The sequence below is a fragment of the Rhizobacter sp. Root404 genome, assembly GCF_001425865.1.
Lineage (GTDB): Bacteria > Pseudomonadota > Gammaproteobacteria > Burkholderiales > Burkholderiaceae_C > LMDS01.
The window spans coordinates 1716515-1729921 of sequence record NZ_LMDS01000004.1 but is presented as its reverse complement, the minus strand read 5'-3'; the positions used below and the strand labels follow the sequence as shown (position 1 = coordinate 1729921).

The 13407-nt window shown below is 69.2% G+C and carries 14 protein-coding genes; 13 read left to right on the top strand and 1 reads right to left on the bottom strand.

Translation table 11 applies throughout. The annotated features are described in order from the left end of the window. The 10 genes from ASC76_RS12335 to ASC76_RS12290 all read left to right on the top strand — a co-directional run bounded on the left by ASC76_RS12335 (position 1) and on the right by ASC76_RS12290 (position 8954). Complete coding sequence (locus ASC76_RS12335) at positions 1–651, top strand: histidine phosphatase family protein (RefSeq protein ID WP_056465911.1); 651 nt, start codon at positions 1–3, stop codon at positions 649–651. Continuing rightward, a complete protein-coding gene (locus tag ASC76_RS12330; RefSeq protein ID WP_056465908.1) occupies positions 648–1769 on the top strand; it encodes a DSD1 family PLP-dependent enzyme in 1122 nt (373 codons plus the stop codon). The genes ASC76_RS12335 and ASC76_RS12330 overlap by 4 nt, the downstream gene beginning before the upstream one ends. 11 nt (positions 1770–1780) lie before the next feature. Then, entirely contained in the window at positions 1781–2875 is a 1095-nt protein-coding gene (locus ASC76_RS12325; RefSeq protein WP_056465905.1) for a sterol desaturase family protein, read from the top strand. 214 nt (positions 2876–3089) lie between these two features. Continuing rightward, positions 3090–3869, top strand: a complete 780-nt coding sequence (locus tag ASC76_RS12320) for an IclR family transcriptional regulator (RefSeq protein WP_056467363.1) — start codon at positions 3090–3092, stop codon at positions 3867–3869. Beyond that, positions 3866–4639 (top strand): ABC transporter ATP-binding protein, encoded by a 774-nt coding sequence (locus ASC76_RS12315; protein WP_056465902.1) that lies wholly within the window; start codon positions 3866–3868, stop codon positions 4637–4639. The genes ASC76_RS12320 and ASC76_RS12315 overlap by 4 nt, the downstream gene beginning before the upstream one ends. Position 4640: 1 nt before the next feature. Next, entirely contained in the window at positions 4641–5345 is a 705-nt protein-coding gene (locus tag ASC76_RS12310; RefSeq protein WP_056465899.1) for an ABC transporter ATP-binding protein, read from the top strand. A gap of 52 nt (positions 5346–5397) precedes the next feature. Beyond that, on the top strand, positions 5398–6606 hold the full coding sequence (locus ASC76_RS12305; protein ID WP_056465895.1) for an ABC transporter substrate-binding protein: 1209 nt from the start codon (positions 5398–5400) through the stop codon (positions 6604–6606). 21 nt (positions 6607–6627) lie between these two features. After that, positions 6628–7512, top strand: coding sequence for a branched-chain amino acid ABC transporter permease (locus ASC76_RS12300; protein WP_056465892.1), 885 nt, complete (start codon positions 6628–6630; stop codon positions 7510–7512). Continuing rightward, on the top strand, positions 7512–8480 hold the full coding sequence (locus ASC76_RS12295; RefSeq protein WP_056465889.1) for a branched-chain amino acid ABC transporter permease: 969 nt from the start codon (positions 7512–7514) through the stop codon (positions 8478–8480). Before ASC76_RS12300 ends, ASC76_RS12295 begins: the two co-directional genes overlap by 1 nt. A 69-nt stretch (positions 8481–8549) precedes the next feature. Further along, positions 8550–8954, top strand: coding sequence for a hypothetical protein (locus ASC76_RS12290; protein ID WP_056465885.1), 405 nt, complete (start codon positions 8550–8552; stop codon positions 8952–8954). A gap of 9 nt (positions 8955–8963) precedes the next feature. On the opposite strand, the gene ruvB is transcribed toward ASC76_RS12290, so the two are convergent. Further along, the gene (gene ruvB, locus ASC76_RS12285) at positions 8964–10037 is read right to left on the bottom strand and encodes a Holliday junction branch migration DNA helicase RuvB (protein WP_056465882.1); all 1074 of its coding nucleotides are present in this window, start codon (positions 10035–10037) and stop codon (positions 8964–8966) included. Between the two features lie 54 nt (positions 10038–10091). On the opposite strand from ruvB, the gene ASC76_RS12280 reads away from it, so the two are divergent. The 3 genes from ASC76_RS12280 to ASC76_RS12270 all read left to right on the top strand — a co-directional run bounded on the left by ASC76_RS12280 (position 10092) and on the right by ASC76_RS12270 (position 13406). Further along, entirely contained in the window at positions 10092–10481 is a 390-nt protein-coding gene (locus ASC76_RS12280) for a hypothetical protein (RefSeq protein ID WP_056465879.1), read from the top strand. A gap of 100 nt (positions 10482–10581) precedes the next feature. Then, a complete protein-coding gene (locus ASC76_RS12275) occupies positions 10582–12924 on the top strand; it encodes a TonB-dependent receptor (protein WP_082549065.1) in 2343 nt (780 codons plus the stop codon). A 14-nt stretch (positions 12925–12938) separates the two neighbouring features. Then, on the top strand, positions 12939–13406 hold the full coding sequence (locus tag ASC76_RS12270) for a copper chaperone PCu(A)C (RefSeq protein ID WP_056465876.1): 468 nt from the start codon (positions 12939–12941) through the stop codon (positions 13404–13406). Position 13407 lies beyond the last annotated feature (1 nt).

Here is a 13407-nt window from a genome sequence, read left to right as displayed (position 1 = left end):
ATGGACGCCGACCAGCAGCCGACGCGGGTCCTCGCGATCCGCCACGGCGAGACCGCGTGGAACGTCGACGGCCGCATCCAGGGGCAGCTCGACGTGCCGCTGAACGAGACCGGCCGCTGGCAGGTTCACCGCCTCGCCCTGGCGATGGCCGAGGAGGACATCGCCGCCGTCTACTCGAGTGACCTGCTGCGCGCGCTCGAGACCGCGCAAGCGGTGGCGCGCGGCAGCGGCGATCCGGTCGTCACGGACACCGGGTTGCGCGAGCGCGGCTTCGGCACGTTCGAGGGCATGAGCTACGCCGAGATCAACGAACGCTGGCCCGACATGGGCGAGCGCTGGCGCCGCCGCGACCCGACCTTCGGCGCGCCCGGCGGCGAGACCCTGAACGAGTTCTATGCCCGCAGCATCGCGACGGCGAGCCGGATCGCGGCGCTGCACCCGGGGCAGACCATCGCGCTCGTCTCGCACGGCGGCGTGATGGACTGCCTGTACCGCGCCGCGACGCGTGTCGCGCTCGACGCGCCGCGCTCGTGGCAGCTCGGCAATGCCGCGATCAACCGGCTGCTGTACACGCCGCAGGGCTTCACGCTGGTCGGCTGGAGCGACACCTACCACCTCGACGACGACAGCCGCGACGAGGCCGCCGCATGACCGCCCATGCCGCCGCGCGCGTCGGCGACGGCGTCGACGCGATCGACACGCCGGCGCTGGTCATCGACCTGGACGCGATGGAGCGCAACCTCGCGACGATGGCCGCGTTCGCGCAGGCCCGCGGCCTGCAGCTGCGCCCGCACGCGAAGATGCACAAGAGCGCCGCGATCGCGCGGCTGCAGATGCGCGCCGGGGCGGTCGGCATGTGCGTGCAGAAGGTCGGCGAGGCCGAGGCGCTGGCCGACGCTGGCGTGACCGACCTCTACATCAGCAACGAGGTGATCGACCCGCGCAAGCTCGCCCGTGTGGCGGCGCTCGCCGGCCGCGTGACACTGGCGATCGCGGTCGATTCCGCGCCCGGCGTCGAGCGGCTCGCGCACGCGCTGAAGGCCGCAGGCACGACGCTCGCGGTGTTCGTCGAAGTCGATGTCGGCCACGGCCGCTGCGGCGTCGCGCCGACCGCGGCCAGTGCGCTGGCGCACCAGGTGGTCGCGCACGGCCTGCGCTTCGCCGGCCTGCAGGCGTACCACGGCCGGGCCCAGCACCTGCGCAGTCCCGCGGAGCGCGCGGCCGCGATCCGCCATGCGGTGACCCAGGTACGCGCGGCGCAGGCCGGCATCACGTCGGCGGGCATCCGCTGCCCGCTGGTGACCGGCGCCGGCAGCGGCAGCTTCGCGCTCGAGGCCGCCAGCGGGGTCTACGGCGAACTGCAATGTGGCAGCTACCTCTTCATGGACCGCGACTATGCGGACAACGAGCCGGCGCCGGACGCGCCGCGCTTCGAGCACGCGCTGTTCGTCAAGTCGCAGGTGATGAGCCGCGGCGCGTCGCACGCCGTCGTCGACGCCGGTCACAAGGCCCACGCGATCGACTCCGGCCTGCCGCGCGTCTGGCAGCGCGATCTCAAGTTCAGCAACGGCGGCGACGAGCACGGCATCCTGATGCCGATGCACGCCGGTGCGCCGCTGCCGGACCTCGGCGAGACCGTCTGGCTCGTCCCTGGCCACTGCGACCCGACGGTGAACCTGCACGATCACTACATCGCCGTGCGTGGCGGCTTGCAGGCCGGCGTCGTCGAAGCCGTCTGGCCGATCGACGCGAGAGGCCGCCTGACCTGAGAATCCGCTCCATGACCGGCCCCCAGATCATCGTCCTCGCGACGCCGCTGTTCTTCCTGCTGATCGGGATCGAATACCTCGTCGGCCGACGCCGCGGGCGCGACACCTACCGGCTCAACGATGCGCTCAACAGCATCGGTCTGGGCGTGATGAGCCAGCTCACCGGCGTGTTCGCGGCGCTGCTGACGCTGGGCGTCTACACCCTGGTCTACGAGCACGCGGCGCCGTGGCGGCTGTCGGCCAGCGCGGCGTGGGTCTGGGTCGTCGGCCTGGTGCTCTACGACTTCTGCTACTACTGGCACCACCGCTTCGGCCACACCGTCGCGCTGTTCTGGGCCGCGCACGCGGTGCACCACCAGAGCGAGGACTACAACCTCTCGACCGCGCTGCGCCAGACCAGCAGCGGCTGGATCGGCGGCTGGCTGTTCTATCTGCCGATGGCGCTGCTGGGCTTTCCGCCCTTGGTGTTCGGTAGCGTCGCGCTGATCGACCTGCTGTACCAGTACTGGGTCCACACGCAGCAGATCGGCAAGCTCGGCTGGTTCGACCGCTGGTTCTGTGCGCCGAGCAACCACCGCGTCCACCACGCCGTCAACGACCAGTACCTCGACAAGAACTACGGCGGCATCCTGATCGTCTGGGATCGCCTGTTCGGCAGCTACGCCGAAGAGGACGACGCCGTCCCCTGCGTGTACGGCACGCGCGGGCCGCTGCGCAGCTGGAACCCGGTGTGGGCCAACCTGCACCTGTATGCCGAGCTGGCGCGGGACACGCGGCGCGCGTCGTCGTGGGGCGACCGGCTGCGTCTGTGGTTCAAGCATCCGGGCTGGCGCCCGGCGGACGTGGCGGCACGCTGGCCCAAGCCGACCTTCGATCTGGCGCACGTCGAGCGCTACGACCCGCCGATGAGCCGCGGTGCACAACTCGCCGCACTGGCGGTGTTCGGCGCGCTGCTCGCGGCGACGACGCTGTTCCTGTGGAACGCGCACCTGCTGAGCTGGCCGCAGCGCGCCGCGGCGGCCGCCGGCGTCGTGGCCCTGCTGTGCGTGGTCGGTTGGCTGAGCGAGCCGCGCCGGACGATGGCTGCGCGCGGCCTGCAGGTGTAAACCACCTCGGTGTTTTCCCGGCAATTGAGGGCGCGGGGCTTGCGGTGGCCGCCGTCCTGAAAGAGACTCCGCGGCTGTTCCACTGAACCGCGTTCAACCTGCTGAACGGTTGACGGTGACCACCCCGGAGACGACCCTGCACGCCACGCCCACCTCATCGCGATCGCCCGCGCGTCGCCCGCCGCATTCGGCGGCGGCGCCGCTCGTTCCCGCGGTGACGCGTGCGCTGACCCTGCTCGACCGGCTCGCCCGGCAGCGCGAGCCGATGAGCCTGGCGCAACTGACCCACGAGCTCGCGCTGCCCAAGAGCAGCGTGCACGGGTTGTGCAACACGCTGATGTCGTTCGGCTACCTGCGCCGCCAACCCGATGGCGCGTTCCTGATCGGCCCGCGCGTGATGAGCCTGGCCGAAGCCTTCGTCTCGGGCACCGACGTGGCGCAGGAGTTCAACGCCCTGTGGGCGGACGCGGGTTTCGCGCCGGAGGAGACGGTGGTGCTGTCGGTCCTCAGCGGCGGCGACGCGCTCTACGTGGCAGTGCGCAACAGCGCGCGGCCGCTCGGGCTCGCGTTCAACGTCGGCATGCGGCTGCCGGCCTACCTGTCCGGCAGCGGACGGGCCACGCTGGCCTACCGCGATCCCGACGAAGTCCGCAGGCTCTATGCCGCGGGGCTGAACACGCACCTCACGCGCAAGGGCCCGCGCGACATCGAGGCGCTGCTGAAGGAACTGGCGCTGAACCGCAAGCGCGGCTACAGCATCGACGACGAAGCGGTGCGCGAGGGCGTCTACTCGTTCGGCGCGCCGGTGTTCGACGCCAGCGGCCAGGCGGTGGCCGGCGTCGCGGTCTGCATCAACAAGGCGCTGCTCGGCGCGGACCGCGGCGAGCGCCATCGCGACGCGGTGCTCGCGGTGGCGCGCACGCTGTCGCAGCGCCTCGGGGGCGACGTGAAGTCGGCCGCGACGCGGCAACGCAAGGCCGGAGGCCATTCATGAGCGGTGATTTCATCCTCGAGACGCGTGAGCTCACCAAGGAGTTCAAGGGTTTCGTGGCCGTCAGCAAGGTCAACCTGAACGTGAAGCGCGGCAGCATCCACGCGCTGATCGGGCCCAACGGCGCCGGCAAGACGACCTGCTTCAACCTGCTGACCAAGTTCCTGATCCCCACCAGCGGGCAGATTCTGTTCGACGGAACCGACATCACGCCCGAGAAGCCGGCCGCGATTGCGCGCCGCGGCGTGATCCGTTCGTTCCAGATCTCGGCGGTGTTCCCGCACCTGAGCGTGCTGGAGAACGTGCGGGTCGCCTTGCAGCGCCAACTCGGCACCTCGTTCCACTTCTGGAAGGCCGAGCGCTCGCTCGAGACGCTGGACGACCAGGCGCTCGCGCTGCTGCGCGAGGTCGATCTGGAGTCGTATGCGCGCATCCCGGCCGTCGAACTCAGCTACGGCCGCAAGCGCGCTCTCGAGATCGCGACCACGCTGGCGATGGACCCGAAGCTGATGCTGCTCGACGAGCCCACGCAGGGCATGGGCCTCGAAGACGTCGACCGCATCCGACAGCTGATCAAGAAGGTCGCCGCCAGCCGCACGGTGCTGATGGTCGAGCACAACATGAGCGTCGTCGCGAGCATCGCCGACACCATCACCGTGCTGCAACGCGGCGCCACGTTGGCCGAAGGCCCCTATGAGGAGGTCTCCAAGAATCCTGCCGTGATCGAGGCCTACATGGGCTCGGCGAACGTCGAGCTGAAGGGAGCCCACTGAGATGGCGACACCGTTCCTGGAGGTCAAGGACCTGCACGGCTGGTACGGCGAATCGCACGTGCTGCACGGCGTGAACTTCCACGTCAACGAAGGCGAGGTCGTCACGCTGCTCGGCCGCAACGGCGCCGGCCGCACGAGCACGATGCGCGCGATCATGGGCCTGATCGGCGCGCGCAAGGGCTCGATCAAGGTGCGGGGCACCGAGACGGTGGACCTGGCCACGCACCGAATCGCGCGGCTCGGCCTGGGTTATTGCCCCGAGGAGCGCGGCATTTTCTCGAGCCTGTCGTGCGAGGAGAACCTGATGTTGCCGCCGACGCTGGCCGAAGGCGGCATGAGCGTCGAGCAGATCTACACGATGTTCCCGAACCTGCGCGAGCGCGCCAACAGCCAGGGCACGCGCCTGTCGGGCGGCGAACAGCAGATGCTGGCGGTCGCACGGATCCTGCGCACCGGCGCCCGGCTGCTGCTGCTGGACGAAATCTCCGAAGGCCTGGCCCCGGTGATCGTGCAGAAGCTGGCCGAGATGGTGATCTCGTTGCGGCAGCAGGGCTACACGGTGCTGATGGTGGAGCAGAACTTCCGCTTCGCCGCGCCGCTGGCCGACCGATTCCTGGTGATGGAGCACGGTCAGGTCATCCAGGAGTTCACCCAGGCCGAACTCCCGTCCCGCCTCGAACGTTTGCATGAATACCTCGGCGTCTGACACGGCCGCCGCCACCCCGTCCCACCCCTCGATTCCCACAAGGAGACTCTCGATGAAACTCAGCAAAATTTCTGCCGCCTGCGCGCTCGCCGCGACCACGCTGTTCGCCGCTTCGGCCCAGGCCCAGATCTCGGGCGACACGATCAAGATCGGCTTCATCACCGACCTGTCCGGCCTGTATGCCGACATCGACGGCCCGGCCGGCGCCGAAGCGATCCGCATGGCGATCGCCGACATGGGCGGCAACATCGGCGGCAAGAAGATCGAGCTGCTCGTCGCCGACCACCAGAACAAGCCCGACGTCGCCGCCTCGAAGGCACGCGAGTGGTTCGACCAGCAAGGCCTGGACGCGCTGATCGGCGGTACCAACTCGGGCACCGCGCTGGCGATGGCCAAGGTCGCGGCCGAGAAGAAGAAGCCGTTCCTGGCCGTTGGCCCCGGCAGCTCGGCGCTCACCAACGACCAGTGCTCGCCGTACACCGTTCACTACGCCTACGACACCACCGCGCTGGCCAAGGGCACGGCTCCGGCCGTCGTCAAGTCCGGCGGCAAGAGCTGGTATTTCCTGACCGCCGACTATGCATTCGGCTCGGCGCTGCAGGCCGACGCGACCAACGCGGTCAAGGCCTCGGGCGGCAGCGTCGTCGGCTCGGTGCGGCACCCGTTGTCGGCCAGCGACTTCTCGTCGTTCCTGCTGCAGGCGCAATCGAGCAAGGCCGAGATCCTGGGCCTGGCCAACGCCGGTGGCGACACGATCAACGCCATCAAGGCGGCGAACGAGTTCGGCATCACCAAGACGATGAAACTGGCCGGCCTGCTGATGTTCATCAACGACGTGCACTCGCTCGGCCTGAAGGCCACGCAGGGCATGTACCTGACCGACAGCTGGTACTGGAACCAAAGCGCCGAATCGCGCGCCTGGTCGAAGCGCTTCTTCGACAAGTTCAAGCGCATGCCGTCGTCGATCCAGGCGGCCGACTACTCGGTGGCGGGCTTCTACCTGAACGCGGTCAAGGCGCTCAACAGCGACGACGGCGACAAGGCGATGGAGCAGATGCGCAAGAGCAAGGTCAACGACATGTACGCCAAGAACGGCTACGTGCGCGCCGACGGCCGCATGGTCCACGACATGTTCCTGATGCAGGTCAAGACGCCGGCCCAGTCGACCACGCCGTGGGACTACTACAACGTGGTCGCGACGACCAAGGGCGAAGAGGCGTTCACGACGAAGGCCGAATCGAAGTGCGCGCTCTGGAAGTGACGACCGACCACCCCTGACGCCATGGACATCTTCGGCATCCCGATTCAGGCCTTCCTGGGCCAGTTGCTGCTCGGCCTCGTCAACGGCTCGTTCTACGCGATGCTGAGCCTGGGCCTCGCGGTGATCTTCGGGTTGCTGGGGATCGTCAACTTCGCGCACGGCGCGCTGTACATGATCGGCGCGTACGTCGCGTACGTCCTGCTCGAGAAGTTCGGCGTCAACTACTGGTTCGCGCTGGTGTTGTCGCCGCTGGTCGTCGGGGCGCTCGGCGTGGTCGTCGAGCGCACGCTGCTCAAGCGCCTGTACAAGATCGACCCGATCTATGGCCTGCTGCTGACCTTCGGCCTGGCGCTGATCGCCGAGGGCGTGTTCCGCTACTGGTTCGACGTGTCGGGTCAGTCCTACCCGGTGCCCGAGTTGCTCGAGGGCGCGACCAACCTCGGCTTCATGGTGCTGCCGAACTACCGCGCGTGGGTCGTCGTCGCGTCGCTCTCGGTGTGCCTGGGCACCTGGTTCCTGATCGAGCGCACGCGGCTGGGCGCCTACCTGCGCGCCGGCACCGAGAACCCGGCGCTGGTGCAGGCCTTCGGCATCAACGTGCCGGTGATGGTGATGCTGACCTACGGCGCCGGCGCGGGCCTGGCGGCGCTGGCCGGCGTGCTCGCGGCGCCGGTGATCCAGGTCACGCCGCTGATGGGCAGCAACCTGATCATCGTGGTGTTCGCGGTCGTCGTGATCGGGGGCATGGGCTCGATCCTCGGCTCCATCATCACCGGCCTCGCGCTCGGGATCATCGAGGGCCTGACCAAGGTGTTCTACCCCGAAGCCTCGAGCATCGTCGTGTTCGTGATCATGGCGATCGTGCTGATGATCCGGCCCGCCGGCCTGTTCGGGAAGGAAAAATGATGAGCGCGGCTGTCGACGACTCCAACAACAAGATCCAGCGCCTCAGCCGCATCGGCCTGTGGGTCGGGCTGGCGCTGCTGCTGGCTGCGCCGTTCATCGGCCTGTACCCGGTCTTCATGATGAAGGCGCTGTGCTACGCGATCTTCGCGTGCGCGTTCAACCTGCTGCTCGGCTACACCGGGCTGCTGTCGTTCGGCCATGCCGCCTACCTCGGCGCGGCGGCGTATGCCACCGGCTGGCTGGTGCGCTCGGCCCACCTGCCGCCCGAGCTCGGCGTGCTCGCCGGCACCGGCATCGCCGCGCTGTGCGGTCTGGTGATCGGCCTGATCGCGATCCGCCGCCAGGGCATCTACTTCGCGATGGTCACGCTGGCGATGGCGCAGATGCTGTATTTCGTGTTCCTGCAGGCGCCGTTCACCGGCGGCGAGGACGGCCTGCAGGGCGTGCCGCGCGGCACGCTCTTCGGGCTGCTCTCGCTGGCCAACGACAAGGTGCTGTACTACGTCGTGCTGGCGGTGTTCGTCGCGGTGTTCCTGTTCATCATCCGGATCGTGCACTCGCCCTACGGCCAGGTGCTGAAGGCGATCCGCGAGAACGAGCCGCGCGCGGTCTCGCTCGGCTACGACGTCGACCGCTACAAGCTGCTGGCCTTCGTGCTGTCGACCGCGATCGCCGGGCTGGCCGGCTCGTTGAAGACGCTGGTGCTCGGCTTCGCGAGCCTGACCGATGCGCACTGGTCGCTGTCCGGCGAGGTCGTGCTGATGACGCTGCTCGGCGGCATGGGCACGTTCGCCGGCCCGGTGATCGGCGCGTTCACGATCATCGGCCTGCAGGACTTCCTGGCCGACCAGGTCGGCTCGTGGATCAACGTGATCATCGGCGTGATCTTCGTCGTCTGCGTCGTGGCGTTCCGCAAGGGCTTCGTCGGCGAGCTGCTCGCCTGGCTGCAGCGCCGCAAGGGGCATTGAGCCGAGGGGCTTGGCAAGGCGGCTCCTCGGTGCCTAGACTGTCTCCCGAGCCACTCGAGGAGACACGAGATGAGCATCAGGCGACTGACCAAGGACGACATCCGCCGGCAGTCCGGCATCTTGAATCCGATCGGGCACGTGGTGCTCGCGTTCAAGGACGAGACGGTCGCTGCGCAGGCCGTGGCGGCGCTGCGCGAGGCCGGCGCGGCGGAGGAAGACATCCTGCTGTACACCGCCGCCGAGGCCACACCGCGCCTCGAGGAGCGGGTGCGCACGTCGAGCGGCGCCGCCGGCTTCGGCTACGAGATCACGCTGATGCGGCGCTACCTCGCGTTTGCGCAGGCCGGGGCCGGCTGGCTGATCGTCTATGCGCCCGACGACGCCGCGGTGCAGCGCATCACCGAAGTCGCGCAGCGCTTCGAGGCGCTCTGCGCGGTCCGCTACCACCGGCTCGCGAACGAAGACCTGGTCTAGGGTGCGCCTTCAGGGCTCGAACAGATCGGCTGCGCCCGACGGCCGCGGCGGCGTGACCCCAAGGTGCCGGTACGCGGCGAGGGTCGCGACCCGCCCGCGCGGCGTGCGCTGCAGATAGCCCTGCTGGATCAGGTAGGGTTCGATCACGTCCTCGATCGTGTCGCGCTCCTCGCCGACCGCGGCGGCCACGTTGTCCAGCCCGACCGGGCCGCCGTCGAAGCGGTGCACGATCGCCTCGAGGATCTTGCGGTCCATCACGTCCAGGCCGTGGGCGTCGACGTCGAGCATCTTCAGCGCCTTGTCGGCCAGCGCCCGGCCGATGCGGCCGTCGGCCTTCACGTCGGCGTAGTCACGCACCCGGCGCAGCAGCCGGTTCGCGATGCGCGGCGTGCCGCGCGAGCGGCGCGCGATCTCGAACGCGCCCTCGTCGTCGGTCGGCACGTTCAGCAGGCCGGCCGAGCGCCGCACGATGCGCGCCAGCTCTTCCGAGGTGTAGAACTCGAGCCGCGCGACGATGCCGAAGCGGTCGCGCAGCGGGTTGGTCAGCATGCCGGCGCGGGTGGTCGCGCCGATCAGCGTGAACGGCTGCAGATCGAGCTTGATCGAGCGCGCGGCCGGGCCCTCGCCGATCATGATGTCGATCTGGTAGTCCTCGAGCGCCGGGTACAGGATTTCCTCGACGACCGGGCTCAGCCGGTGGATCTCGTCGATAAAGAGCACGTCGTTGCGCTCCAGGTTGGTCAGGATCGCGGCCAGGTCCTTCGGCTTCTCGAGCACCGGGCCGGAGGTCTGGCGCAGGTTCACGCCGAGCTCGTTGGCGATGATGTGCGACAGCGTCGTCTTGCCCAGCCCTGGCGGACCGAACAGCAGCACGTGGTCCATCGCCTCGCTGCGCATCTTGGCGGCGCCGATGAAGATCTCGAGCTGCTCGCGGGCTTTCGCCTGGCCCACGTACTCGGCCAGGCCCTTGGGCCGCAGCGCGCGCTCGATCGCCTCCTCGTTGGGGCTCGTGGCCGCGGCGCTGACGACGCGGTGGTCGGCGGGGCGGCGCGCGGGCTCGAAATCGTCGGTCTGGATCGCCATGGTTCATTATCCGGCGGCGCCTGCCGATAATCGTCTGAGACAATCCGCTCCGTCATGAAACTGCGCCATCCGTCGTCGCGCTGGGCCTTGTGGGCCTTCGCCGCCGCATTGCTGCTGAAGTCGGCGATGCCGTGGCTCGCGAACGCCTCGGCACAGATGCAGGGCAAGACGCTGGTCGAGGTCTGCACCCTGTATGGCGTGGCGCTGGTGCCGCAGGGCCAGGGCCAATCGGAGCCGACGGATCACCCGGCCGACCACGCGAGCGCGGAGTGCGCATTGACGGCGCTGACCGTGCTCGCACAGATCGATCCGCCGGCGCGGGTGTCCTTGCCCGCGCAGCAGCGCGACGCAGCCCCGCCGCGCGCGCACCGCTCGTCGCGGGCACCGGACGCCTGCGCGAGCTGGGTCGCACGGCTCCAGCACGGGCCGCCTGCCTTTGCCTGAACCCCACCGTTGTCGGAGTTGACGCGCCCCCGATCGGGCGTACGCTGACCCGGCCTGTGTCATGGCGCGCGACCCGGTCGCCGCCCGTTCAGGATCGACCATGTTCCCGCCCACCGTTCGTGCGCTCGCATGCGCCGCGGCCGCCGCCGTTCCGCTCGCGCCCCTGGCGCAAACCGCCGCAGGCGACAACGGCGGCGTCCCGGTCAAGTCGCTCGGCGTCGTCACCGTCACCGGCAGCCAGCCGACCTCGCTGCCGACCCAGATCCCCGCGACGATGGAGGGCGTCACGCGCGAGCAGATCGCCCGCACCGTCAATGCCAGCGACAGTGAAGACGCGCTGAAGTACCTGCCCAGCCTGCTCGTGCGCAAGCGCTACATCGGCGACTACAACCACGCGATCCTGTCCAGCCGCGCCTCGGGCACCGGCAACAGCGCGCGCTCGGCGGTCTACGCCGACGGCATCCTGCTGTCCAACTACCTCGGCAACGGCGTCGGCGGGCTGAGCTTCCCGCCGCGCTGGGGCATGGTGGCGCCCGAGGAGATCGAGCGAGTCGACGTGATGTACGGCCCGTTTTCGGCCGCGTACCCGGGCAACTCGGTCGGCGCGGTGGTGGCGATCACCACCCGCATGCCGACGGCGTTCGAGGCCCACGCCAAGGTCGGCCTGGGCAGCCAGCCGTTCGCGCTCTACGGCACGCGCGCCACCTACCGGTCGTGGGACGCGAGCGCCTCACTCGGCGACCGGGTCGGTGCGTTCGCGTGGCGGCTCGCGGTCCACCATGCCGACAGCGAGGGCCAGCCGCTGACCTTCGCGACCCGGCGGCAAGGCAGCGGCACGACCGGGGGCGCCGGCACGCCGGTCACCGGCGCCGTGGCGGCGCTCAACAACGCCAACCAGCCGTGGTGGGTGATGGGCAGCGGCACCGAGTACCGGTCGAAGCAGGACCAGTTGAAGGCCCGGCTGGCCTATGACCTCACGCCGACGATCCGAGCGACCTACGTGTTCGGCCTGTGGCAGAACCGCGCGCAGAACACGCCGGCGTCGTACCTGCGCGATGCGGCCGGGCAGGCGGTGTACGGCGGTACCGTCAACATCGGCGGCCAGTCGTTCGCCGCGCTGACCGCTGCCGATTTCGCCGCGACACAGGAGAAGCTCACCCACGTGATGCAGGGCCTCGCCGTCAAGAGCCACACCCGCGGCGCGTGGGACTGGGAGCTGGACGCCAGCCGCTACGACTACCGCCGCGACGACAAGCGTCAGAACGCTGCATCGAACCTGCTGCCGAACGCGCTGAGCGGCGGCGCGGGCACGCTGGCCGATGGCGCCGGCACCGGCTGGAACAACCTCGCGCTGAAGGGCACCTGGCGTCCCGCCGGCCTCGATGGCACGCACATCGTCGATGCCGGCTTGCAGCTGGACAGTTACCGGCTGCGCTACCTCACGTCCGCCATCGCCGGCGACTGGCTCGGCGACGGGGCCGGTGCGCTCGCCAGCAACGTCAGCGGCCAGACGGCCCTGCGCAGCGTCTACGCGCAGGATGCGTGGCGCTTCGCCGAACAGTGGAAGGCGGTACTCGGCCTGCGCGCCGAGGACTGGCGCGCGCAGGACGGCGCGACGGCGTTCTCCGCCGCCAGCGCGTTGACCTACCCATCACGCCGCGCGCGCTTCGTCTCGCCGAAGGCCGCGCTGTCGTTCCAGGCCGCGCCCGACCTGGTGTTCAAGGCCTCGATCGGCCGCGCCGTCCGCATGCCGACCGTCAGTGAGCTGTACGGCGCCACGTCGACGGCCAACGCCCAGTACATCAACGACCCGAACCTGAAGCCGGAGGCCTCGTGGACGACCGAACTGACCGCCGAGAAGGAGGTCGGCCCCATGCAGCTGCGCCTGACCGCCTTCGGCGAAGACACGCGCGACGCGCTGTACTCGCAGACCACGTTCGACGCCGTGGCCAACCGGAACATCAGCCGCGTTCAGAACGTCGCTCGCATTCGCACGAAGGGGCTGGAGCTCGCGTTCAACGGCACCGACGTGCTGCGCAAGGGACTGGACCTGAGCGGAAGCGTGACCTACGCCGATTCGGTCATCCGGGCCAACGACGGTTTCGTCGCGACGCCGGGCGACACGGTCGGCAAGCGCCAGCCCAACGTGCCGGCGTGGCGCGCCACCGTGCTCGCCAGCTACCGGGTCGACGAGCGCTGGTCGGTGGCCTACGGCGCGCGCTACAGCGGCAAGCAGTACCGCACGTTGAACAACGCCGACGTCAACGGCGACACCTACCAGGGTGTCAGCCACTACTTCACCACCGACCTGCGGGTGCGCTGGCAGATCACGCGCCAATGGTCCGCGGCGATGGGTATCGACAATCTCAACAATTGCCGTTACTGGAACTTTCACCCCTACCCCCAGCGGAGCTACAACGCCGAGCTGAAATTCGACCTCTGACGGAGACCCCCACCATGAAGACGAAAACCATCCTGACCGCCGCCGCGCTGGCCCTTGCAAGCGCATTGACCCATGCCCACTCCTTCAAGGTCGGCGACATCGACATCGGCCACCCGTATGCGCGCGCCACCGGCCCCGGCCAGCCGACCGGCGGCGGCTACCTGAAACTCGAGAACAAGGGACGGGACGACCGGCTGGTGTCGGCCCGCGCCGCGGTTTCGGCAAGTGTCGAACTGCATTCGATGACCATGGAGGGCGACGTGATGCGGATGCGCCAGGTCGAAGGCGTCGCGTTGCCCGCGGGCCAGACCGTGGAACTCAAGCCCGGGGGCTACCACATCATGTTCGTCGGTCTGAAGGCGCCGCTGAAGGACGGCGACAAGTTTCCGATGACGCTGAAGTTCGAGAAGGCCGGCGAGGTCGAGGTCACGGTCAATGTCGAGGCGCCGAAGGCCGGTGCCGCCGCCGAGCACAAGCACTGAC

Coding starts and splice junctions, on each gene's coding strand:
- ASC76_RS12270 (WP_056465876.1), top strand. CDS start 12,939: ATGAAGACGAAAACCATCCTGACCGCCGCCGCGCTGGCCCTTGCAAGC.
- ASC76_RS12290 (WP_056465885.1), top strand. CDS start 8,550: ATGAGCATCAGGCGACTGACCAAGGACGACATCCGCCGGCAGTCCGGC.
- ASC76_RS12315 (WP_056465902.1), top strand. CDS start 3,866: ATGAGCGGTGATTTCATCCTCGAGACGCGTGAGCTCACCAAGGAGTTC.
- ASC76_RS12280 (WP_056465879.1), top strand. CDS start 10,092: ATGAAACTGCGCCATCCGTCGTCGCGCTGGGCCTTGTGGGCCTTCGCC.
- ASC76_RS12310 (WP_056465899.1), top strand. CDS start 4,641: ATGGCGACACCGTTCCTGGAGGTCAAGGACCTGCACGGCTGGTACGGC.
- ruvB (WP_056465882.1), bottom strand. CDS start 10,037: ATGGCGATCCAGACCGACGATTTCGAGCCCGCGCGCCGCCCCGCCGAC.
- ASC76_RS12325 (WP_056465905.1), top strand. CDS start 1,781: ATGACCGGCCCCCAGATCATCGTCCTCGCGACGCCGCTGTTCTTCCTG.
- ASC76_RS12295 (WP_056465889.1), top strand. CDS start 7,512: ATGAGCGCGGCTGTCGACGACTCCAACAACAAGATCCAGCGCCTCAGC.
- ASC76_RS12330 (WP_056465908.1), top strand. CDS start 648: ATGACCGCCCATGCCGCCGCGCGCGTCGGCGACGGCGTCGACGCGATC.
- ASC76_RS12335 (WP_056465911.1), top strand. CDS start 1: ATGGACGCCGACCAGCAGCCGACGCGGGTCCTCGCGATCCGCCACGGC.
- ASC76_RS12300 (WP_056465892.1), top strand. CDS start 6,628: ATGGACATCTTCGGCATCCCGATTCAGGCCTTCCTGGGCCAGTTGCTG.
- ASC76_RS12275 (WP_082549065.1), top strand. CDS start 10,582: ATGTTCCCGCCCACCGTTCGTGCGCTCGCATGCGCCGCGGCCGCCGCC.
- ASC76_RS12305 (WP_056465895.1), top strand. CDS start 5,398: ATGAAACTCAGCAAAATTTCTGCCGCCTGCGCGCTCGCCGCGACCACG.